A 22,328-nucleotide genomic window follows, 5' to 3' on the forward strand; every position below is an offset into this window, starting at 1 on the left:
TCAACTCACACTCGTCAGGTATCACCATGGAATTGCTGGGATCTTTTTGGGCTGAACACTGGATATTCGCGATCCTGATGCTGGGATCGATCGCCTTTGTCGCAGGCTTTGTCGACAGCATCGCCGGCGGTGGCGGGTTGTTTCTGGTGCCGGGTTTCCTGTTGGTCGGGTTGCCGCCTCAGGTCGCGCTCGGTCAGGAAAAACTGGTCAGCACCCTGGGCACGATCGCCGCTATCAGAAACTTTCTGGCCAATAGCAAAATGGTCTGGAAAGTGGCGCTGGTCGGGGTACCGTTTTCCCTGTTGGGTGCCTACCTCGGGGCGCACCTGATCATTTCAATCTCTCAGGAAACCGTGGGAAAAATCATCCTCGCGCTGATTCCGATCGGCATCCTGATTTTCCTGACCCCCAAAGATCGCCCCGTTGCAGAACACACCCTGAGCAATCGGGTGCTCTACACCGTGGTCCCGCTGACCTGCCTGGTGATCGGTTTCTACGACGGCTTCTTTGGGCCAGGCACCGGCAGCATGTTCATCATCGCCTTTCATTACCTGTTGAAGATGGATCTGGTATCGAGCTCCGCCAATTCCAAAACCTTCAACTTCGCCTCGAACATTGGTGCATTGGTGGCCTTCGTCATGGCCGGCAAAGTCGTCTATCTGCTGGCGCTGCCACTGGTGCTGTGCAACATCCTGGGTAATCACGTGGGCAGCGCCCTGGCGATCCGCAAGGGTAACGAGGTGGTGCGCCAAGTGCTGGTGCTGTCGATGCTCTGTCTGTTCGCCAGTCTTGGCGTGAAGTACCTGGCCTGATTTTTTTCAACGGGAGAACACCATGAAAACCGCATTTGTAACCGGCGCATCCGCCGGGTTCGGCAAAGCCATCTGCCGTAAACTGATTGCTGACGGTTATTGCGTCATTGGTGGCGCACGCCGCACTGACAAGCTGGCGGAACTTGAGCAGGAATTGGGAGAGAACTTCATTCCCCTCACCCTGGATGTCACGGATCCGGCATCGCTGGATGCAGCCATCGAAACCATTCGCGATTCGTCTTTGCAGATTGATGTATTGGTGAACAATGCCGGTCTGGCTCTGGGCATCGAACGGGCACAAAACGCCGACGCACAGAACTGGGAGCGGATGATCGCAACCAACATCACCGGGTTGACGATGGTCACGCACAAGATTCTACCCGCCATGGTCGAAGCCAATACCGGACTGATCATCAACATCGGCTCAATTGCCGGTACTTACCCCTACCCCGGCGGCAACGTATATGGCGCCAGCAAAGCCTTCGTCAAGCAGTTCAGCCTGAACCTGCGGGCAGACCTTGCGGGGACAAAAGTGCGCGTGACCAATATCGAACCGGGGCTTTGCTCGGGGACGGATTTCTCCGTGGTGCGCCTGGATGGCAACCTGGAAGCGGTCGCGGCATTGTACAAGGACGTCGACGCCATCCTGCCGCAGGATTTGGCCAATACCGTGGCATGGATTGCCCAGCAACCGGAACACATGAACATCAACTCCATCGAAATCATGCCCGTCGCCCAGACCTATTCGGCCTTGAGCATCGCACGCAATCTTTGAGGTTTTTGCATCGGCGTTGATCGTCCCCACGCTCTGCGTGGGAATGCCTCACTGGACGCTCTGCGTCCACTTTGGCTGTGACGCGGAGCGTCACGGGCTGCATTCCCACGCAGAGCGTGGGAACGATCAACGGATCAGGCGTCAGGCACCAATTGCCAAAAACAAAACGGGCCTGCGATTGCAGGCCCGTTTTCATTGGGGTGGTAAAGGTATGTCAGGCGTCAGCTATTGAGCGCGGCCTGTTCATTTTCCAGAAACTCTTCTTCAAGCAGCGCATCTGCATGAGCGCCAGTCTGGATTGGCGTCACGGTGGCGCGTTTACCGCGCAGTTTGCCGAACAGATGCTCCAGCGCGTGCTCAAGCTTGGTGGCTGCACCTTCGATCGCCTGGTCCAGCGTATCGGCTTTATGGGTGACCGAAATCGGTTGATGGCCTTTTGGCCGCGCTTCAAGCTGGCAGCGCATATCGTGGGGACCCGGTTTGTCGCCGTTCTCGTCCCGCAGGTGAACCTCGACCCGTGTCAGGTCTTCTTCATAACGTTCGAGCGTGCTCTCAATGGTAGTACGTACCCACTCCTCCAGTCGGATGCTGCTTTGAATATGGTTATCGCTATTGACTTGGATTTGCATAGTTCATCCCTTATTTCAGCTAGCTCGCGAGAGGTACCCCGGCAACGCCTTGAGGCGTGATGACCGTGACCTCTTGCTTACAGAGTCGGGCTGCGCGCAGAACAATTCAACCCCTAAAAAAAGATAAATTTTCATTCACAAAAAAAGCCGGACAACACGCAAAAGCGCTGTTAATGTCGAGAGTTGGGTCGCCTCGGCTCTCCCTCTCCAATTTTCACAATTGCCCCTCGCCCAACGGGTGCATGCTGCGAAAAATCCCCTCCTCCACCAGCCAGTCATGCACCGCCCGCCGGCGCCGCCGGAATCATCCCCGCAGTGCTGCATTACGACATGAAGTTCAATCCCGAAGCCTGCGATGACGATGTCAGAGCGTTCTTCCTCGGCGCGGCAGCGGTGGGGATTCTGTGCAAGAAAAACGCCTCGATTTCCGGTGCTGGCGCGGCGATGGCAAACACTTCATTTCCCTAAACAGGATGATCCGCACCATGCGCGATACCGGCGCCGATATGCATGACAAATACAAAGAAACTTCACGGGGCGGCCTGGCTGTGAGCTGGGTGGAATGCTGACGAGCACTCCTTAACCGTCCTTTTTCCGTGAGCCCCAGTAAAAACAATAATCAGGCGATACTTATGACCGATGTATGCGATTCGCCGGGTGCCGGCGCTGCACCAGTACTCCGGGCAGCTGTCGAACCTGTTCGTGGTCGTGATCGGTTTGGTGGCGCTTTCGGCGATCATCTTCTCGTTCATGCCCTGAAACGGGCAGTGTTTTGAAAGGCGGGCCCGTGAGCCTAATGCCAGTCAGTCAAGACATTACGCGAACCGTAGCAGCTGGCGAAGCCTGCGTCCGGCTGCGCAGCAGTCGTAAAACAGTCACTGCGGTATTCCAGACAAATCGTGGAAGCAGGATTTGCGACGGCTTCGCCGCCGGAGCAGCCTTCGGCAGCTGCTACGGGGGACAGCGCTGAACCTGAAATTCCTTAACTGACTGGCATTAGGCCCGTGAGCCCGCCTTTTTATTGCCGGTCTATTGTCTGACGATTTTCCCGGCATGCCCTTTGCTTTGTCGGTCAGGAGGAAAATGGACTTATGAAACCTCAGCGAACGGCCTGCCGATGGTCTGGAAGTACGAACCAATCCCGATCACGACCGGTCAATGACTGCAAGATCCAATCACGCGGTGACGCATTATGGACAATCCTTTTCAGATCATTACCGATGCTTTTGCCCCGCTTTATCAGGTCAATCTGAGCATTCAAGGGCTCGACGGCAGCATCATGCTGACCCTTTCCAACGCTGGCCGTGTGGTGGCCAAACGCATGATCAGCATCGAGCAACGCAACGACCCGCAGCGCCTGAAACGACTGGTGCAAAGTATTCAGTTCGGCATCGCCATCGAACAGGGCCACAGCGCCATGGCAATTCTCGAGGCGATGACCGACAGCGACAACCTCAAACTTCCATCTCCTCCACGCAAGAGCTGGCCGGGCTGCCAGCCCCCTCTGGCAATGAGGAATTAACGCTCGCCCTCCTCGACTTCCGAATGCTCGCTGGAACCCGCACCGGCTTTGCGCTGCGGGTTTGCAATCTTCACCGAGGGGAACTGCGACGAGGCGTAGCGCACCACCAGAATCGAAAATGCCAGCAGCAGAATCCCGCCGCACAGATAAATAATGCCAACGTCTGGCGGATTGTGGTGGGAGACATTGGAAATCAGCAGGCGGGTCAGCGCGGTGATCGCCACGTAGATCAGGAAGCGCACTGGCATGTGGTTGGTCTTGAAGTAAATCCCGACCATCGCCCCCAGTTCGAGGTAGATGAACAGCAGCAGAATGTCATCGATCTTGATGTGACCCGCCTCGATCATCTGCAAGAATTCTATCACCGCCGCCCAGGCCGTCACCGCACCAATGGCGAACAGCGCCAGGTAGTGGAACGTTTCGACGAACAGATTGCCCAGCGACTCGGCCAGCTGATGGACATTTTGGCGAAGGTTCTCGGCCCAATTGATTTTCACGATGGTATTTCCTTAGGTCGGTTAGACCAGATCATGCGGGTTTGACGTGACGGTTTCTCTGCATGCAGAAAAAAGGCCAGAGCCTGAGAAGTGAGATGGTGACGGGGTGATATGAGGCACTTTTCTGCGGCACCTGTACCGGCGCCATCATCGCGGGCAAGCCTCGCTCCTACATGAACGCAGTACCTGCAGGAGCGAGGCTTGCCCGCGAATGAGGCACCTCGGTTTACCTGACAAACCCAAAATCCCGACTACATTAAAAAGCCACTACCCAAAGCGCAGGGATTCGCTTATCCTTTTAGCTGTATAAAAATACAGTAGTCGCCAAGACAACTATCGTAAAGGCATGTGAGGTGGTGAATGGCCGTCGAAGTGGTATACCGCAGCAGCCGAGATCTGGAGCGCTTGTTCATGGATAAAGCCGAAGCTGACCGTCATGACAAAATGCTCGAACTGGCTGAGTTGCTGGCTGAAGTGTTGCAAAAAGCAGTTCCGTCGCTGACCGAACAGCAAGTGGAAGAAGCCGGGATCTACATGGCGAAAAACCGCGATGTGTTCGCCAGGGCATTCAAGAGCCAACCGGATGCACTGTCCGAGTTGCTCAACGTGCCGGCTGAAGTAACTGAATCGGTTGAAGTGGTTGAAGTGGTTGAAACAACTGAAGCGACTGAAGCGACTAAAGCAGCTGAACCCGTTAAGCCCGCGAAAACCGCCAAGTCCGCCAAGTAAGCAACGCCCGAATTGAATAGGCCCTGAGTCAAATGGCTCAGGGCCTTTTTCATGGGCGAATGAAAAGTCTAATCCTCAGGCTTTTCCAGAGCCTCGACCAACGCCTTGAAGAAGCGCGCCGCTTCGCCTCCCGTGACTGCCCGGTGATCGAAGGTCAATGACAGCGGTAGCACCGGATGCACCGCCACCTTGCCGTTCACCGCCACCGGTTCGTCGCGAATCCCGCCGGCAGCGAGGATTGCCACTTGCGGCGGCACCACCACCGGGTTGGCATAACGTCCGAACAAGGTGCCGAAATTGGACAGCGTCAGGGTCGCGCCCATCATCTCCTTGGGCGGTATCGAGCGAGCCTGCACGTCCGCTCGCAAACGACTCATGCCCTCTTTCAGGTCTGCCGATTTACGATTGCCCACGTCACGCAGCACCGGCACGAACAAGCCGTCCGGTGTGTCCACGGCGATCCCCAGGTCGAGTGTTTCGTGCTGCTTGATCGACAGCGACTTGCCGTCGAACGCACTGTTGAGCACTGGCTCCACCGCACAAGCGGCGGCCATGGCCTTGGCCAGACGAATCAACGGATCCCTGGCGTGCCCCCAGCGATGCAAATCGGCATCACCGAAGATTGTCACCGGCACCACTTCAGCGTGGGACCTGGCCATGTTCAACGCCATGCTGCGACGTACGCCACGCAGCTTATCGCCGCCGAATTTGTCGCGCTCGGTCTGGGACGCGTTCTCGACATCGCTGCGGGTGATCAAGCCATCAGCGCCGGAACCGCTCAGCGCACTCAAGTCGACGCCCAGTTGCCGTGCCAGTTGCCGCACCGCCGGGGTGGCGCGAGTAGCCATGTGTTCACGGGTCGAGGGCGCGGCACCGACGAAAAACTGATCGTCCTGGCTGTTGCCGCCGCCTTCGAGGCGCCCGACCACGGTGCCCGCATCCGCTTCGCCTTCATAGCCAAGCAAGGGCTCGCCAACATGCAGGATGTCGCCTTCGCCGCCGTAGGTTTTTGCCACCACACCGTCATAGGGCGCAGGGATATCCACCAGGGCCTTGGCGGTTTCCACCGAGACCAGCAGTTGATCGGCTTTCACCGTATCGCCGACCTTGACGTGCCACTCGACAATCTCCGCTTCCTGCAGACCTTCGCCCAGATCGGGCAGTTTGAAATATTTCATCGCTCCCTCCTCGGGCTCAGGCGAAATTCAGCGCGGTATCGCAGGCGTAAAGGATGTCCTCGACGCTGGGGATATACAGGTGTTCGAGCCGGTACAGCGGTGGCGGAATATCCGGCGCGGTGACTCGCTGGATCGGTGCCTGCAATTGCAGCAATACCCGCTCGTAGAGGCTCGCAGCGATTTCCGCGCCGACGCCACAGGAGCGTGGTGCTTCATGGACGATCACGCAGCGACCGGTCTTGCGTACCGAGGCTTCAAGGGTGTCGAGGTCCAAAGGTTTGACACAGGCGACATCGATTACCTCCGCCGAAACGCCCTGCTCGGCCAGCGCGGTGGCGGCCTGCAAGGTTTCCATGACGCTGGCGCCCCAACTGATCAAGGTGATGTCGTTGCCTTCGCGCAGGGTGAAGCAGGTATCCAGCGGCAGGCGTTTGCCGTCATCGACCAGCGGTTGCGGGTTCATGCGATAGAGCCGGGTTGGCTCGAGAAACACCACCGGATCGGGATCATCGATGGCCGCCAGCAGCAAGCCATAGGCTCTTGCCGGCGACGATGGAATCACCACCCGTAGCCCCGGAATATGCGCAAGCAATGCTTCGGTACTTTCGCTGTGATGCTCCGGCGCACGAATTCCGGCGCCCATCGGCGAGCGCATTACCATCGGGCAAGTGATCCGCCCACGCGTACGGTTGCGCATGCGGCTGGCGTGGGACACCAGGTGCTCCATGGTGGCGTAGATAAAACCCATGAACTGGATTTCCACCACCGGTTTCAAGCCTTGAGCGGCCATGCCCACCACAAGTCCACCGAGCATGGTTTCCGCCAGTGGCGAGTCGATGACCCGTTTGAAGCCGAAGCTGTCCCGCAATCCTTGGGTGGCGCGAAACACACCGCCGTTCACGCCGACGTCTTCGCCGAGGACGATGACATTTTCGTCTTCGCTCATGGCCCGGTGCATGGCCAGGTTCACGGCTTCAAGGAGGCTGACTTTTTCGTTACTCATGAGCCGAACCTCCCGCGCGCCGCGCAATCCTTTCGAGAAACCATTCGCGCTGTTCCGCCAAGGCCGCCGGCCACTGTGCATAGACGTATCGCATCACCGCTTCCGGCGCTTGATTGCCAGCCGCATCGAAGTTATCCACAGCACGCTGCACCAGACCCTGGCATTCGGCGATCAGCGCCTGCTCGCGACCTTCATCCCAGACACCCTGCCCGGCCATGAAGGTTTGCAGGCGTTTGATCGGTTCTTCAAGCCAGGCTTGCTTGACCTCATCGGCCGGGCGGTAACGCGTGGCGTCGTCCGCGGTGGTGTGGTCGCCGAGGCGATAACTCAGGCATTCCAGCAGTACCGGGCCTTTGCCGTGACGCGCCCGTTCGAGGGCGATTTGCATGCGCTCATACACCGCGAGCATGTCATTGCCGTCGACCTGCTCGCCGTGGAACCCGGCGCCAATCGCCTTCTGCGCCAGAGTCGGCGCGCCGCACTGAATCCGCCGCGGTACCGAGATCGCCCATTGGTTGTTGTTGACCACGAACACCACCGGCAACTGCCAGGCTCCGGCCACGTTGAGGGCTTCGAGGAAATCACCTTTACTGGTGGCGCCGTCGCCACAGGTGGTCACCACCACCCGATGCTCGCCACGGATCTTGAATGCACTGGCGACGCCACAGGCATGTAGCGCCTGGGTCGCGATCGGCACACAGATGGGGAAATCCTGGGCCACCGCAGGTTCGGCAAAGTCACTGCCGCGCTCGTCGCCCCCCCAATACAGGAGAATTTCTTCCATGCGTACCCCGCGCATCAATTGCACGGCGGTGTCGCGGTAATAGGGCACCAGCACATCTTCGGGCCGCATCAGGCTGCCAATCGCGACGCCGATCGCCTCTTGGCCCAGGGTCGGCGCGTAAGTCCCAATGCGCCCGGTGCGTTGCAGAGCGACGGCTTTCTGATCGAACAGGCGCGTCAACACCATCTGCCGGTAGAGGCGCGTCAGCAGGTTGAAATCATCCGCCCAGGCAGGAAGCTCACCAAGCAGTTTGCCGTCGGGAGATAAATAGCGGGTATAGGGAAGGTCGACCTTATTGGGCATGGCACCGCTCCTTGCACGCCGGATAAGCGTGATGCTGTTGAGCCCGGTGCTTGTGGCGCGGGCCTTTCGAGCAAGTCGGCCGTCGTGGGGTCTTTGCTCTCTCCTATCGGTATAGCAGGCGCTCCGCCAACTCGTCAGCCACCCGCGCCGGGGAGCGTTTTTCGGCCTGGGCGTGGGCGAAGACTTCGGTCAGCCGTGCGCCGATTTTCGAGAGGTGAGCGGTAATGGTCGTCAGCTCTTCGCCACGATGTTTCAGCGCAACGTAAATCAACCCGCCGGAATTGATCACGTAATCCGGTGCATACAGAATCCCGCGATTTTCCAGTTGATCGGCGACTAGCAGGTTGGTCAGCTGATTGTGCGCGGAACCGGCTACCGCCGCGCAGCGCAATTGGGCGACGCTGTGGCTGTTGAGCACACCACCCAGACCGCAAGGCGCGAGAATGTCGCACGGGGTGCTGAGCAGCGCTTCATTGGCAATTGGATGAGCCCCCAATAGCTCCATGGCCAACTGTACTTTGCCGGGGTCAATGTCGCTGACCAGCAATTCGGCACCTGCGGCGTGCAATTGCTCGGCGAGTGCAAAGCCGACATTACCCAAACCTTGAATGGCAATGCGCAAACCTTCAAGGTTATCGCTGCCCAAACGGGCCATGGCAGTGGTGCGGATTCCGGCGAACACGCCCATGGCGGTGTGCGGCGAAGGATCGCCCGCAGCGGTGGTGCTGGTGACATGCTGGGTCTGTTGGGCAATGCAATCCATGTCGGCAACCGAGGTACCACTGTCGATGGCGGTGATGTAGCGACCGTCAAGCTGTTCGATGCAGCGGCCGAAAGATTCAAACAAGGCGGCGCGACTTTCGACATGAGGCGGGCGAACGATCACCGCTACGCCGCCGCCTTGAGGCAGACCGGCCAATGCAGCCTTGTAACTCATTCCCTGGGCCAGACGCACAGCGTCGACCACAGCGCTTTCGTCGTCGGGGTAGGCAAGGTAACGACAACCGCCCAGGGCTGGTCCCAAGCGACTGCAATGAATGGCAATCACCGCCTTCAACCCGGTCTTTGGGTCGACGCTCAGGTGCAGCGATTCAAGGCGAGTGCTTTGCATGAGAGCAAACATCATCGGGCTCCCGAATAAAGCTTATGTCGCCAGTATAGGCTTCCGGTAAAAGATTGCTGAAGCACACGGGAATAAGCCGAGGCTGTTTGAAGGCTTTCAGACATAACCTGCAACGTCATGCGCACGGCACTGGACGAAAGCCGGCGACGGGGCTAAAACGAGGCATTCACCGGAGATTTTGATGACCCCCCGCCAAGCTTTTTTCGCCTGTCTGCAACGCTCTCCACCGGCGCTCTTTGAAGCGGCACTGTGGATCGCTGTCGAGCACGATCCGGCGGTAGAGCCAGAGGTGCTGTTGCACAATTTCATAGAGCTGCAGCAACGGGTCAGCTCCGGTTTGCCGATGTTGCCGGTGACTGAGCTCGGGCAGCCCTTGTTGCGCCGTATGAATGACCTGCACTTTGCGCAGGATGATTCCACCCCGCTGCGACCCCAGGCTGCACTGCTCAATAAAGTACTGGAACGCAGACGCGGACAACCGCTGGCGCTGGGGTTGGTTGCCCTGGAGCTGGCCAGGCGTCTGGAAATCCCCCTCGTCGGCGTCAACTTCCCGGGGCATTTCCTGCTGCGAGTGCCTGGTACTGACCATCTACTCGACCCGTGCGGCGGGCGACGGCTATATCCCAATGATTGCCGTGAGCTGCTGCAACGCCAATATGGTCCGAACATGAAGCTTGGCGCAGAGCATTTACTCACCGCCGAGCCGATTCACATGTTGCAGCGCCTGTCGCGCAACCTGCGCCAGTTACACCTCGCCAACGACGACAACCTCGGCGCACTGATCGACGCCGAACGTGTGCTGGAGCTGGGTAACGCCAGCGCAGCCGATTACCTGGCCCGCGCCAGCCTGTATCAACGTCTGGATTGCCCAAATGCCGAGCGCTTCGATCTTGAGCATGCGTTGCTGCTCAGTGAAGACCCGATACAGCGGTTGCGACTGACCGAGCGGTTGGAGCATTTACCGCCTAATTCGATTGTGCATTGAGTCTGAATTGACGGACGCAGAGCGTCCATGGCGGCATTCCCACGCAGAGCGTGGGAACGATCATCAACCCTCACACTACGGTGTATCGGGTTGCTGCGCCGGATGCGCCTTGAGAAACGCCGGATGCTGAGCAGCCAACGCGGCCACCCGACGAATCCGTGGATAGCCCTCAAGGGAAATTTTGAACCGTTCGGCCGCATACACCTGCGGGATCAGGTAGACATCCGCCAACCCCGGCTCGCCGCCAAAGCAGTAACCTTCGTTGCCGATCAAGTGCTCGACCGTCGCCAGCCCTTGGGTGATCCAGTGACTGATCCACTGCACCACCTGAACCTCGTCATGGCCCCATTGGCGCAGCAGGTTGAGCACGCTGACGTTGTGCAACGGATGAATGTCGCAACCGATCAACGCTGCCACCCCACGCTCGTGCGCGCGGGTGGCCAGATCTTTGGACAGCAACGGCACCTGTGGATAACGTTCCTCGAGGTACTCGATGATCGCCGGTGACTGAATCAGCAAGTCGCCTTCATCGGTGCGCAAGGCCGGTACGCGGCCCTGCGGGTTGACACTCAGGTACGCCGGCTGCCGATGTTCGCCACCTTGGGCGGCGATCAGGTTGATCGGCAGCGCCTGGTAATCCAGCCCCTTGAGCGCCAGCGCGATGCGCACCCGATAGGACGAGGTCGAGCGATAGTAGGTATAGAGTTCCATGGCTAGAACCTCTTAACGTGCCGGCAGGATTTTGCCGCGGCATTCGCCGAAACCGATGGAGGCAACACCGTCAGCACTGCAGCGAGCACGCAGGATGATTTCGTCGCCGTCTTCGAGGAATTTACGCACCTCGCCCGACGCCAGTTCGATCGGCTTTTTGCCGCCCTCGGTGATTTCCAGCAGGCTGCCGAACTGACCATTCTCCGGCCCCGACAGGGTGCCCGAACCGAACAGATCGCCGGCCTGCAGCTGGCAGCCGTTGACGCTGTGGTGCGCAACCATCTGCGCCACGGTCCAGTACATGTGTTTAGTGTTGCTCAAAGTCAGGCGATGGGCCGGCAGGTTCTGTTCGCGCATCGACTCGGTCAGCAACAGCACTTCCAGTTCGATATCGAAGGCACCGGTGGCCTGATCACGCTTGTCGAGCAGATACGGCAGCGGCTGTGGATCGCCCTCCGGACGGGCCGGTTGGGCACGACGGAATGGCTCCAGGGCTTCGGCCATCACCACCCACGGCGAGATGCTGGTGATGAAGCTTTTGGACAGGAATGGACCCAGCGGCTGGTACTCCCACGCTTGGATATCCCGCGCCGACCAGTCGTTGAGCAGGCAGAAACCGGCGATGTGCTCCGCTGCATCGCCAATGGCAATCGAGTCGCCCATGGCGTTGCCCTGACCGATCCAGATACCCAGTTCCAGCTCATAGTCCAGGCGCGCACATGGGCCGAAAGTCGGCTCGGTCTGACCGGCCGGCAGGGTCTGGCCTTTCGGCCGACGCACGTCGGTGCCGGACGGGCGAATGGTCGATGCGCGGCCATGGTAGCCGATCGGTACATATTTATAGTTCGGCAGCAGCGGGTTGTCGGGACGGAACAGCTTGCCGACGTTTTGTGCGTGCTCGATGCCGACATAGAAGTCGGTGTAATCATTGATCTTCGCTGGCAAGTGCATTTGGCAGTTCGCAGCCAGTGGCAGCAACTTCGCGCCTTGGGCTTCGATCTTGCCGTGCAGGGTGCTGCCTTCGGCGAACAGTTCCAGCAGACGTTCGCGCAAAGCGAGGCGAGCACTGCGGCCCAGCTCGAAGAACGCGTTCAACTGGCCGCCGCGGGTAGCTTCGACCGCCGTGCGTGCTGCGCCGTCAAACAGACCGGCCTCCAGCGCCGCTTCCAGATCAAAGATGTGCTCACCGATCGCCACGCCGCTGCGGGGTGCAGAACCGTTGATGCTGAACACACCCAACGGCAGGTTTTGCAGCGGGAAATCGGCGTGGCCGTTGGCGGAGGCAACCCAGCTACGAGTGATGGTTGGCTGATTCATCGGTTATCTCCGGTTCGGATTGAAGGTAGCGGGCAACGACGCCCAGCAAGCATCGTAGTCATTCTGCAACTGCGGGCAGTCGAGGGCGAAGCGACTCGGGCGCAGCACCTGACTGGTTTCGAACATGAAAGCCATGGTGTTGTCGATCTTGCTCGGCGAAAGCTCAGCGGCGATCGCTTTGGTGCAGGTCTCGCCGTCTGGCCCGTGGGCGCTCATGCAGCTGTGCAAGGACGCACCACCCGGCAGGAAGCCTTCGGCCTTGGCGTCGTAACTGCCCTGGATCAGACCCATGTACTCGTTCATCAAGTTGCGGTGGAACCACGGTGGACGGAAGGTGTTCTCGGCCACCATCCAGCGTGGCGGGAAGATCACAAAGTCGAGGTTGGCCAGGCCGTGGACACTGGTCGGCGACGTAAGGACGGTGAAGATCGATGGATCGGGATGGTCAAAGCTGACCGTGCCGATCGTGTTGAAACGCCGCAGGTCATATTTGTATGGCACGTTGTTACCGTGCCAGGCGACCACGTTCAGCGGCGAATGATCGAGCTCGCAACCCCAGAGTTCGCCGAGGAATTTCTGCACCAGGGTAGTGGGCTGCTTGAGGTCTTCGTAATGGGCGACCGGGGTCAGGAAGTCCCGCGGATTGGCCAGGCCGTTGCTGCCAATCGGCCCCAGGTCCGGCAGGCGCAGGGGTGCGCCATGGTTCTCGGCGATGTAGCCGCGAGCCTGGGCATCGAGCAGCTCGACACGGAATTTCATACCGCGAGGCAGCACGGCGATTTCCAGCGGTTCCAGCTCAAGCACACCCAGTTCGGTGGCGATACGCAGACGGCCCTGCTCCGGCACCACCAGCAACTCGCCGTCGGCGTTGAAGAACACCCGCTCCATCGAGCGGTTGGCGCGGTAGTTATAGATACTGATCCCGGCCGGCTTCTGCGCCGCCGAGTTGGCAGCCATGCTCACCAGACCGTCGATGAAATCGGTCGGTTCGCCGGGAATGTCCAACGGGTTCCAGCGCAGGCGATTAGGCGTGACGTCACCCAGCGGGCCACCCGCCAGTTGCCGTTCCAGCTTGACGAACGACGGGTGGTTGGCCGATGGCTGAATGCGGTACATCCAGGTGCGCCGCGCTTCGCTGCGAGCCATGGTGAACGCGGTGCCGGAGAAGAGTTCGGTGTAGAGACCGTAGGGCGCTTTTTGCGGAGAATTCTGGCCGACGGGCAACGCACCAGGCAGCGCTTCACTGCTGAATTCGTTGCCAAAGCCTGACTGATAAGCCAAGGCTTGCGCCGAGGAATCGAGGTCCATGGAGCCTCCTGAGTGGAGTGAGCAGAGCGCTGTACCTTCCGATCCAGAAGTCTCAGCACGCCTGCATTGTTTTTATCGTAATTAGATTACGCATAACGTAATTTGATTGGTATTGAGCGTCAAGCTATAAAGACGTCCATTCGTCTCGGGATCACACCGCCTCCATGGAAAAGAACACCAGCGACAGCAACGGTAAACAGAAAGTCCGCTCGGCCGAGGTCGGTACTGACATCCTCAAGGCCCTGGCGGAACTGTCGCCGGCCACTTCTTTGTCGCGTCTGGCCGAACACGTGAAGATGCCGGCGAGCAAGGTCCATCGCTATTTGCAGGCGCTGATTGCCAGCGGTTTTGCTGAGCAAAATACCGCCACCAACCATTACGGCCTGGGCCGTGAAGCATTGCGCGTGGGTTTGGCCGCTCTTAGCAGTATGGACGTGCTGAAAGTCGCCGCGCTGCCGCTGGCCGAGTTGCGCGACGAGCTGAACGAAACGTGCTTCCTCGCGGTATGGGGTAATCAGGGTGCGACCGTGGTGCATATCGAACCGGCGGTGCGCGCAGTGACGGTGGTCACACAATTGGGCTCGGTATTGCCATTGCTCAGCTCATCGACAGGACTGGTGTTCAGCGCTTTCCTGCCGAACCGCGAAACCATCGAGTTGCGCGAGCAGGAACTGAAAGCGAGCGCTGGTCATCTGCTGGCCGATGAGAAGGCTTACGCGGCAGTGTGCGAACAGATCCGTTTACGCGGTCTGCATCATGTCCATGGCCTGTTGATGCCGGGTGTGGACGCGTTGTCGGCACCGGTGTTCAACGCGGTCGGAAATGTGGCGGCAGTGCTGACGGTGGTCGGCCCGACGTCGTTGTTTCATGCCGATGAGAATGGCCCGGCCGCGCAGCGTTTGTTGGCGGCGACGCAGGCGGTGAGTTGGAGAATGGGGTATGAGCGCTGACCGGACGGTTCAATAGAGTCGTCCGGTGCAGCGTCAACATCGTTAATTCAATACATCGACGATGTTGATGAGCATGTTTTCAAACTGAATAATGTCCAACCCCTTCACCTTATGTTCAGGTGCAAACGAATACGACTCGGTAAAAATACCGACATTCCCTTGGCTATACGTGGGTCGATCGTTCTCCTGAACCTTCTCCAGCACCTCGTCGAACAGCGTCCGCGATCCGAAAATTTGCTGAGAGACAAGATTATCAACACTGGTGATGTATGTCCTTTCAGGGTGAAGCCCCAGCTTTTCAAGACGCTCACCCAAGAGTACGCGCACTGCATGTGCAATATGGCCTTTGTGAAGCTCGGTAATACGCGGATCATTCTTGTGAAAATATCGGTCACTCATAACTGCTCCTTTTAACGCTCACGTGCCCAGACTCCAAGTCTGGAATATCAATACATGAGCCTTCTGATAATCAAACGTTACTTACAAACCACCTCATACTGTTCGCAAGGGACAAATCGGCTCCGAAGACTCCCTTTGGTTAATTAAGGATGGACCGACAGAGCAGATTCAAGGCACCACTTATTCTTGCCGCGAATAAATTTATAGCCGATTACAAAAGCATCGCTCACTGAAATATGTATGATTTCGTAAAAAGAACATCATAGGCCCACACAGTTCATTCGAGTCACGTACAGTTTTTACTCATCCAAGACTCACTCACTGAGTTTCACAGCGCCAGATATTAAAGGCATATACACGTCACATCAGTTCCAGCTGCCTGGCCTTGGCGACCGCCTGAGTCCGGCGTTCCACCCCAAGCTTGCCGTGAATCCACCGGGCATGAGTTTTCACCATATGCAACGAGATAAATGAGTGACAGAAGGCCTCACCCTACTGTCGGCAATCGGGAGCGATAAGCGCACCAAGGAGGTATTCGCGTTGTACCTCGAAAGGATGAATGCCTGCGCCTGCCAGGGCTTGCAGCGGAGCATGCGTGGGCTGGATGGGACGTTATCAGGGGGATGGATAGCACCGGCTTTTGTAGCAGCTGCCGAAGGCTGCGTCCGGCTGCGCAGCAGTCGTAAATCATGCAGACCTGGTTATCCTGAAAAACACGGTGTCTGGTTTTGCGTGTGCGTCGGTCGGACGCGACCCAGGCTCGGACGCAGCTTTCGGCAGCTGCTACGGGGACGCGCGCAGTCTGAACGGTGACTGTTGCTGAAGCTGTAACAGTCATTGTTCTGAATCACTATTTTTCACGGGGAGATAAGTGTTTATTCTTGCCGGGCTTTCACGGCAAACAGCCAGAAAGAGCAAACAGTGAAGTGTGAATACTCCACTTCTGATTGATAGCATTCGGACAGCTTGAAAAAACTTATTCAAGCTGTTACCACTGAGTTCACTGACGTTGATTTATTGCTCCTTTATCTAACGTCTTATTTTAGCCGCTGCTGATGCAGCGGCTTTTTTTTGCTTGCTCCATCTGCCCGCAACTTTATCTGCGCCTGATTCCTCTCGCCCCAATGTACTGAAAAGTAAAGTGGTCGCAGGGCGAGCTTTACACGCAGAACTGCGACCAGCAACAAACCAGAAAGCCTCTACAGAAAACAAATAACTTTTAGCTGACACATAAAAAAACATCCCACCTTTAATTCACATATTTCAATTATTAACAAAAAACCAAATCTTCGACGCACGCAACAAAAACAGGAAATAACCTACACACTTCTCAGACCCATTACCAAACGCCATTCGCTAACATGTAAGCACTTGCTCAAACGCTTAACTTTTCGCATCCAACGCAGGACAAGTAATGCACAAGAAAATCAATACTCAACAAACAATTTTTACGCTCGAACATCGAGCCTAAACCATTCATCTCTAAGTAAGTTGACACTGATCAATATCACGGAGAACAAAACATGTCTGACCGTCAGGAAAATGTACTTCCAGCAATCTACGTTGGTGCTCAGCCACCACCCGGTAAAGACCCCATTGGGGGAGGTTTCGACAGAACGTCCAAGCCCGGCTTCCAGCCGGCAGTCGGAATAAATTTGCACAAACTGAAAACCACCGCCAGTACATTGGCAGAGGAGTATAAAACCCTATCCAACCAACTACCGCAAACCATTGAGAATGAACTGGCCGCAACAAGGCTGGAAGGTCCAACCAACCCGCTTCCGCCCGCTGAAGCGATCATTCGCGAGTTGGGCGTGCGTAACAAACTATTGATTCGAAAGACGGCTGAGTTCCATTACAAAACGGCTATCGCCAATGAATTTTATGGCTTCGACCCAATTGACAGGCCGTTGCAGGAGTTCTACCCAAAAGCCTTGACCCTGGAGAAGGTGGTTGTCCCCGATGGTATTGCGATGCAGGCGTGGGCCACGTCGTACAGGGCGGCCCACGACGCACGATTGTTGTCCCAAACCATTCAGTTGCTCAACCAGCAATCCGTCAATGTGCAGAACTTTCTCCGCGCTGTGCAGGCAGATGATCAGGCACGAATGGCTGCGAAACAGGAAGCCCAGAGGGTCGCTGCCGAATTGGCCCGCATCAACGCGCAAGCAGAGGCCCGGGCTCGAGAGCAGGCGCGGGTTGCAGCATTGGCAGAAGCTCAACGATTGGCCAACGAGCAGGCTGAGGCTGCTGCAAAAGCGGCTGCTCAGCACATCGCCGCCGAACAGGCTCGTCTCGCGGAACTGGCAGAGGCTCAGCGCCAGGCGGAACTGCTTCGCCTTGAAACCGAACAGCAAGAAATCCTATGGGCGCAGGAGCGTCTGCGTCAGGACGCGCTCAAGACCACCAGCACCTACCCAGCTTCTGGTGCATCTGCAGCATCCAGACCCGTTATCTCCTTTGCTTCGACTGTTATCCTCCTCGCCCCCGAAACATCGATTGCGATCATCACTGCGTTGCGATCGGCACTGATAGCAGCAGGTGCGGCGGCACTGACGATGCTCGGTCCTGTACTGGTCGGATTTGCCGCGCTGCTTGTTCCTTCCAGACTGGGGAACAGTGAACGTTTGGCCATGAGCATCCCCTTGGCGGAACTGGCGCCCGTACAACATCAGAAGCTTTGGGCGATCGCCGCTGAAAGCGGAGGAACAGACCTGCCAATGCGTATTGGTTTCAAACCAACAGAGACAGGAATAGAGGTCTTCGTTGCGACAACCGACGGTGTGAAACTACCGTCAACCGTGCCGGTGAGGCTGGCGACCTACGATGCGCAGCTTAATGTCTATCGTGTGACCCCGCCCAACTCGTCGACCAGCACACTGACCTGGACACCTGCGGTGACGCCAGGTAACAGCTCTACCCAATTGCCAGTTGCACAGCCTGACCTCCCCGTTTATCCCGGTGCCACAGTTGTACCGGTGGAGGGGCGCATAGACAGACTCCCCGCCCTGGTGACGGGTTGGGAAAATTTCATCACGGTGTTCCCGGATGATTCCGCCATACCGCCTCTCTATGTGGTGTTCAGCAGCCCTTACGATGGCGCCACTGCCACGGGGGAGCACAGTGGACGCGACTTCAATCCAGATCAGGCGGGAGGACCGATTCAGGATCTGGAATGGAGTTCTGCCATCATCTCTCAAGGAGGAATAGATTTGGTAAAACTTCATACTGGTCGACTTGCAGCCTCTGACGCTAACAACGTGATGATCGAACGACTGGAAAAAATTCTGAAGGGAGAACTCGACTTCACTGACATTGACAAACGTTACTACACTCATGAAACTAGAGAACTGGATAGATTTAGAGCTTTAGGTTACAGCGACACAGATACACCGCAACAAGATTCCCCTACATGGAACAACGCTCATACTGCAGCTCTCGAAGATTACAAAGTTAAAGACGATAACTCACTACTTTACACAGAAGAAGCTTTAGCCGCAGCAGACGAACAGGACAGAAAATATTTTCAAAGTCTTCTGAAGGACATGCAGCAATGAACACTATTGAGCAGATCGTTAAAAATGAGTCATTAGAAGATATTGTGTCTGTCTTTGCACTAGCAAAAGCACCTCCACACTTAGATATGATGATCAGACGCTACAATCGTGAAGCCATCCAGCACGGAGAACTTCAAAAAGTCTATGCACGACTTTTCGAAGAAGGTGTACTGGCCAACGGTGAAAAAGGACTGGCAACCAAAGGCCCTAACTGGAAAGAACCAAAGTTCGTAACAGAAAAAAGATACGTCTAAACACAGAACTCACCAAGCCGCTGCAGATCAGCGGCTTGGTGACGTGCAGTTCTTACAACGAATACTTCTGCAAGTTCTCCATCATTTCCTTCAACGCTTCGATGTTGTCCTTCGGATGAGCTGCACCTTCAAAGTCGCAGATCTGTTGCCAATGGGCGGCGACGTCTTCCGGCGAGAAGCCTTCACGGGGATCGAAGCCTGCGCCGAGACTGCGTTCCCAGCGGACTTTGCCCATCCAGCCGCCGCCCACTTCGAACAGGCCGGAGGTTTCCTGGCAATTTTCGCTGGCCAGGTACACCACCAGCGGGCTGACCAGTTCCGGTTTGAGTTGTTCGAAGACTTGCGGCGGAATCAGCCCTTCGGTCATGCGCGTGCCGCCGGTGGGGGCGATAGCGTTGACCAGGATGTTGCTCTTGCGGCCCTCGATGGCCAAAGTGCGGGTCAGGCCATAAAGGCCGAGTTTGGCCATGCCATAGTTGGACTGGCCAAAGTTGCCGTAAATGCCTGAGGTTGAGGCGGTGAAGATAACCCGGCCATAACGTTGCTCACGCATATGCGGCCAGGCGGCGCGGGTAACTTTGTAGGCGCCTTCGACATGCACGCGGTAAACCAGGTCCCAGTCGCTGTCGTCCATTTTGTGGAAGGTTTTGTCCCGCAGGATACCGGCGTTGTTTACGACTACGTCAACGCGGCCAAATGCATCCATAGCGTTCTGAACGATTTTGTCGCCATCGGTGACCGAGTCGTGGTTGGCTTGGGCGATCCCGCCTGCATCACGAATCTCTGCCACCACACGGTCTGCCGCCGATGCGTTTGCGCCTTCGCCCTGAGCCGAACCGCCGAGATCGTTGACCAGCACTTTTGCACCATGTTTAGCGAACAGCAGTGCATGAGCCCGTCCGAGGCCACCGCCTGCACCGGTGACGATCACGACTTTATCTTCGAAGCGCACAGACTCATTCATACGGAACTCCAGCAGGCCAATGGACAATACGTTGAGTGTCAGGCACAGGCTTGCTGGTCACAATGAATACGGCGCAGGCTGAATGGTGCGCGATAAGGCAGGGGGATGATTGGCGGCTGAAAGTGAGAATCGTCGAACGCAAAACCTCGTAGAAACGAGTTCAGGAGCACACCATTTTCCTGGGTGGGGAAATAAGCTGGTCACGAAAATCCAGATAATGTTTGAGCACCTGCACCGGTGCTTCGGTCTGGGGGTAATGGCCGATCCGGGCCAGTAGAATGGTGTCCGGTTCCGGGATCAACTCCCGGTAGCGCACAACCATGTGCGCACCGGAAGCCGGATCGACCTCACCATCAATGACCCGCAGCGGCACGTCACCACGCTGCATGGCGCTGACCCACCGCTCGCGCTGCACCCGACGCTCCGGGATGTAGCTGATCAATTTGTGCAGGATCCGCGTCCCATGGTTGTTGTCGACCAGGCTCCAGAAGTCATCCAGCACACTTTCGCTGGGCCGGGTCTGAGGACCGAAGATCTGGCTGAAGCTCTTGACCAGCCTGTCACGGCTGAACGCCCGGCCGATCATCCAGCCCAAGGGGCTGAGCAAGAGTTTCTGTATCAGCACCGGACGATGGGCCTCCGGGAACAGGCCACCATTGAGAAACACGCAACTGGCAATATGGATACTGGCTTCGTAATGACGGGCAAGCAGTTCCTGGGCAACACTATCGCCATAATCATGGGCCAGCACATGCACCGGCTGCTCGATACCCAAATGCTCCAGTAGCGCCTGTTGCAGGTCCGCTTGTTCCAGCAGACTGTACTCATGATCCCGCGGTTTGGCCGAGTCACCAAAGCCGAGCATGTCGCAGGCAATCACCCGGTAGCGCTGAGCCAGCGGCTGCCAGAGATAGTGCCAATCCCAACTGGCGGTCGGGAAGCCATGAATCAGCAACAGCGGTTCCCCCTGCCCCGCCATCCAGTAGCGAATGGTCTGGCCGCGAAACACAAAGCTCTTCCCGCGCTTTCGCCAGACGCAAAGAGGGATCTCGGCGAGATGCATTAGAGTTTGTATCCCGAGTCTTGTTTATCGAGTTTGCGCAGCAGCGCTGGCCAGGCCAGCATGCCACCCATGCCTTGAGCGCTTTTCGTGACCCCGGCGATCATGGCCTTGGCCCCTGCCAGAATCTGCGGCTCGATCGTAATCAGCTCCGCCGCGCCGTTCTGCGCCAGCACCTGGATTTCGCAGGCTCGCTGGAAGGTGAACATCATCAGGAAGGTATCGGCAATCGTGCCACCACAGGTCAGCAGACCGTGGTTGTGCAGCATCAAAAAATTGTTTTCACCGAGATCGGCTTGCAGTCGCGCCTTCTCTTCTTGATTCAGCGCCACACCTTCATAGCCGTGACAGGCAAGGCTTGCGAGCACGAACAGCGATTGCTGGCTGATCGGCAACACGCCTTGCTTCTGTGCCGAAACCGCCACGCCAGCAGCCGTATGGGTATGCAGGACGCAAACCACATCGTGACGCACTTCATGCACCGCGCTATGGATGGTGTAGCCCGCGGGATTGATCTCGTAGGGACTGTCCATCAGCTTGTTGCCGGCCTGATCGACCTTCACCAGACTGGACGCGGTGATTTCGTGAAACATCAAACCAAAGGGATTGATCAGAAAATCTTCAGTGCCCGGCACCTTGGCCGAAATGTGGGTAAAGATCAGATCGTCCCAACCATGCATCGCCACCAGCCGATAGCAGGCTGCCAGATCCACACGGGTCTGCCACTCGGCGGCGCTGACCTGGTCTTTCACATTCTGTGTCGATGGAACGGGGGCTACGCTCACGGCAGTGACCTCGGCAGTTTTCGATTTTTATTATTTTTACTAACGTCCAATCAGTCTAGTCAGCCACCGGGCCTGGGGTAGTTGCATTGGCAGCCAGCTTACTGGCCGAGCGGGTCAGAGCTGAGTTTCGTATCAATACGTTCAATTTAATATCAACGCATCGGCGCCAGTAGAGGGGGCCGCGAACAGATTCAACAGCCCGGTCAGCCGCGCAGAGCGCTAGCGAACTGAGCAAGCCACGGCTCGGCGTCGGTTTCCGGGGTCACGCTCTCGCTGGCGTCCAGACGCAGCATTTCCTGGACTTCGCGCACGCCCAGTTCGGCGAACAGCTCTCGCATCTGCTCACCGCCGCCGCAGAAGGTATCGCCGTAACTCGAATCGCCCAAACCGATCACCCCTCCCGGCAGACCGCGCCAGGCAGCAGGCAATTGATCACGAATCATCGAATACAGCGGTTGCAGGTTATCCGGCAACTCACCCATGCCCGTGGTCGAGGTCACGGCAAGAAACGCCTCGGGGCCGAATGCCAGGACATCGGCCAGGCTCGCACGCGGGTTGTGCCAAGCCTGGAAACCTGCTGCATTTAGAAGTTTTGCGGCATGCCGGGCGACTTCTTCAGCCGTGCCGTACACCGAGCCGGAAAGGATGGCGACTTTCATCAATCTGATCCTGAAGCTGAGTAA

General features: G+C 57.4%; 21 protein-coding genes and 4 pseudogenes. 10 read left to right on the forward strand and 15 right to left on the reverse strand.

The features are described from left to right. Positions 1–26: 26 nt before the first annotated feature. Both AC07W5_RS10580 and AC07W5_RS10585 read left to right on the forward strand, forming a co-directional pair. Positions 27–812: a sulfite exporter TauE/SafE family protein gene (locus AC07W5_RS10580; protein ID WP_495023311.1), complete on the forward strand. Its 786-nt coding sequence runs from the start codon at positions 27–29 to the stop codon at positions 810–812. Between the two features lie 22 nt (positions 813–834). Next, positions 835–1,587 carry an SDR family NAD(P)-dependent oxidoreductase gene (locus tag AC07W5_RS10585; RefSeq protein ID WP_494995132.1) on the forward strand — a complete coding sequence of 251 codons (753 nt, stop codon included), beginning with the start codon at positions 835–837 and terminating at the stop codon, positions 1,585–1,587. A gap of 221 nt (positions 1,588–1,808) precedes the next feature. Here the strand turns inward: AC07W5_RS10585 and AC07W5_RS10590 are convergent, their stop codons facing one another. Continuing rightward, positions 1,809–2,216: an HPF/RaiA family ribosome-associated protein gene (locus AC07W5_RS10590; RefSeq protein ID WP_494995133.1), complete on the reverse strand. Its 408-nt coding sequence runs from the start codon at positions 2,214–2,216 to the stop codon at positions 1,809–1,811. Between the two features lie 279 nt (positions 2,217–2,495). Between AC07W5_RS10590 and AC07W5_RS10595 the strand changes: the two are divergent. From AC07W5_RS10595 to AC07W5_RS10605, 3 genes and pseudogenes are all read left to right on the forward strand, one after another. Next, positions 2,496–2,785: pseudogene (locus AC07W5_RS10595) on the forward strand (L-serine ammonia-lyase, iron-sulfur-dependent, subunit alpha); the annotation flags it as partial. A 67-nt stretch (positions 2,786–2,852) separates the two neighbouring features. Beyond that, positions 2,853–2,975, forward strand: a pseudogene (locus AC07W5_RS10600) (HAAAP family serine/threonine permease); the annotation flags it as partial. A gap of 433 nt (positions 2,976–3,408) precedes the next feature. Further along, on the forward strand, positions 3,409–3,738 hold the full coding sequence (locus tag AC07W5_RS10605; protein WP_495023312.1) for a DUF3509 domain-containing protein: 330 nt from the start codon (positions 3,409–3,411) through the stop codon (positions 3,736–3,738). Here AC07W5_RS10605 and AC07W5_RS10610 read toward each other — a convergent pair. Further along, complete coding sequence (locus AC07W5_RS10610) at positions 3,735–4,235, reverse strand: phosphate-starvation-inducible protein PsiE (RefSeq protein ID WP_495023313.1); 501 nt, start codon at positions 4,233–4,235, stop codon at positions 3,735–3,737. The two genes, AC07W5_RS10605 and AC07W5_RS10610, sit on opposite strands and share 4 nt — an antisense overlap. Positions 4,236–4,595: 360 nt before the next feature. Here AC07W5_RS10610 and AC07W5_RS10615 point away from each other — a divergent pair. Next, positions 4,596–4,835 (forward strand): annotated as a pseudogene (locus tag AC07W5_RS10615) (YebG family protein); the annotation flags it as partial. A 197-nt stretch (positions 4,836–5,032) separates the two neighbouring features. Here the strand turns inward: AC07W5_RS10615 and AC07W5_RS10620 are convergent. The 4 genes from AC07W5_RS10620 to AC07W5_RS10635 all read right to left on the reverse strand — a co-directional run bounded on the left by AC07W5_RS10620 (position 5,033) and on the right by AC07W5_RS10635 (position 9,355). Then, positions 5,033–6,142: a dihydrolipoamide acetyltransferase family protein gene (locus AC07W5_RS10620; RefSeq protein WP_495023314.1), complete on the reverse strand. Its 1,110-nt coding sequence runs from the start codon at positions 6,140–6,142 to the stop codon at positions 5,033–5,035. Positions 6,143–6,158: 16 nt separating this feature from the next. Continuing rightward, the gene (locus AC07W5_RS10625) at positions 6,159–7,145 is read right to left on the reverse strand and encodes an alpha-ketoacid dehydrogenase subunit beta (protein ID WP_494995137.1); all 987 of its coding nucleotides are present in this window, start codon (positions 7,143–7,145) and stop codon (positions 6,159–6,161) included. Then, positions 7,138–8,232, reverse strand: coding sequence for a pyruvate dehydrogenase (acetyl-transferring) E1 component subunit alpha (pdhA, locus tag AC07W5_RS10630; protein WP_494995138.1), 1,095 nt, complete (start codon positions 8,230–8,232; stop codon positions 7,138–7,140). Before pdhA ends, AC07W5_RS10625 begins: the two co-directional genes overlap by 8 nt. 103 nt (positions 8,233–8,335) lie before the next feature. Further along, positions 8,336–9,355 (reverse strand): Leu/Phe/Val dehydrogenase, encoded by a 1,020-nt coding sequence (locus AC07W5_RS10635; protein ID WP_494995139.1) that lies wholly within the window; start codon positions 9,353–9,355, stop codon positions 8,336–8,338. A gap of 181 nt (positions 9,356–9,536) precedes the next feature. Here AC07W5_RS10635 and AC07W5_RS10640 point away from each other — a divergent pair, with 181 nt between their 5' ends. Then, complete coding sequence (locus AC07W5_RS10640; protein ID WP_495023315.1) at positions 9,537–10,340, forward strand: SirB1 family protein; 804 nt, start codon at positions 9,537–9,539, stop codon at positions 10,338–10,340. A gap of 75 nt (positions 10,341–10,415) precedes the next feature. Here the strand turns inward: AC07W5_RS10640 and maiA are convergent, their stop codons facing one another. The 3 genes from maiA to hmgA are packed head-to-tail and all read right to left on the reverse strand — an operon-like array spanning position 10,416 to position 13,676. After that, entirely contained in the window at positions 10,416–11,051 is a 636-nt protein-coding gene (maiA, locus tag AC07W5_RS10645) for a maleylacetoacetate isomerase (RefSeq protein ID WP_495023316.1), read from the reverse strand. A 12-nt stretch (positions 11,052–11,063) separates the two neighbouring features. Next, positions 11,064–12,368: a fumarylacetoacetase gene (fahA, locus tag AC07W5_RS10650; RefSeq protein WP_495023317.1), complete on the reverse strand. Its 1,305-nt coding sequence runs from the start codon at positions 12,366–12,368 to the stop codon at positions 11,064–11,066. Between the two features lie 3 nt (positions 12,369–12,371). After that, on the reverse strand, positions 12,372–13,676 hold the full coding sequence (gene hmgA, locus AC07W5_RS10655; protein WP_495023318.1) for a homogentisate 1,2-dioxygenase: 1,305 nt from the start codon (positions 13,674–13,676) through the stop codon (positions 12,372–12,374). Positions 13,677–13,840: 164 nt separating this feature from the next. Here hmgA and AC07W5_RS10660 point away from each other — a divergent pair, with 164 nt between their 5' ends. Beyond that, the gene (locus AC07W5_RS10660) at positions 13,841–14,626 is read left to right on the forward strand and encodes an IclR family transcriptional regulator (protein WP_494995144.1); all 786 of its coding nucleotides are present in this window, start codon (positions 13,841–13,843) and stop codon (positions 14,624–14,626) included. A gap of 42 nt (positions 14,627–14,668) precedes the next feature. Here the strand turns inward: AC07W5_RS10660 and AC07W5_RS10665 are convergent, their stop codons facing one another. Both AC07W5_RS10665 and AC07W5_RS10670 read right to left on the reverse strand, forming a co-directional pair. Beyond that, entirely contained in the window at positions 14,669–15,025 is a 357-nt protein-coding gene (locus AC07W5_RS10665; protein WP_495010256.1) for a hypothetical protein, read from the reverse strand. Between the two features lie 360 nt (positions 15,026–15,385). Continuing rightward, positions 15,386–15,496, reverse strand: a pseudogene (locus tag AC07W5_RS10670) (hypothetical protein); the annotation flags it as partial. A 1,052-nt stretch (positions 15,497–16,548) separates the two neighbouring features. On the opposite strand from AC07W5_RS10670, the gene AC07W5_RS10675 reads away from it, so the two are divergent. After that, a complete protein-coding gene (locus AC07W5_RS10675; RefSeq protein WP_495023319.1) occupies positions 16,549–18,582 on the forward strand; it encodes an S-type pyocin domain-containing protein in 2,034 nt (677 codons plus the stop codon). Beyond that, positions 18,579–18,836 (forward strand): hypothetical protein, encoded by a 258-nt coding sequence (locus AC07W5_RS10680; protein WP_495010254.1) that lies wholly within the window; start codon positions 18,579–18,581, stop codon positions 18,834–18,836. The genes AC07W5_RS10675 and AC07W5_RS10680 overlap by 4 nt, the downstream gene beginning before the upstream one ends. Positions 18,837–18,888: 52 nt before the next feature. Here AC07W5_RS10680 and AC07W5_RS10685 read toward each other — a convergent pair whose 3' ends face one another. From AC07W5_RS10685 to AC07W5_RS10700, 4 genes are all read right to left on the reverse strand, one after another. Further along, positions 18,889–19,800 carry an SDR family oxidoreductase gene (locus tag AC07W5_RS10685; RefSeq protein ID WP_495023320.1) on the reverse strand — a complete coding sequence of 304 codons (912 nt, stop codon included), beginning with the start codon at positions 19,798–19,800 and terminating at the stop codon, positions 18,889–18,891. Positions 19,801–19,960: 160 nt separating this feature from the next. Continuing rightward, the gene (locus AC07W5_RS10690) at positions 19,961–20,863 is read right to left on the reverse strand and encodes an alpha/beta fold hydrolase (RefSeq protein ID WP_495010252.1); all 903 of its coding nucleotides are present in this window, start codon (positions 20,861–20,863) and stop codon (positions 19,961–19,963) included. Further along, entirely contained in the window at positions 20,863–21,645 is a 783-nt protein-coding gene (locus AC07W5_RS10695; RefSeq protein WP_495023321.1) for a class II aldolase/adducin family protein, read from the reverse strand. Before AC07W5_RS10695 ends, AC07W5_RS10690 begins: the two co-directional genes overlap by 1 nt. Before the next feature lie 203 nt (positions 21,646–21,848). Then, complete coding sequence (locus tag AC07W5_RS10700) at positions 21,849–22,304, reverse strand: flavodoxin (protein WP_495010251.1); 456 nt, start codon at positions 22,302–22,304, stop codon at positions 21,849–21,851. Positions 22,305–22,328: the final 24 nt, after the last annotated feature.

This window comes from Pseudomonas sp. GW821-FHT01E05 (assembly GCF_059422425.1).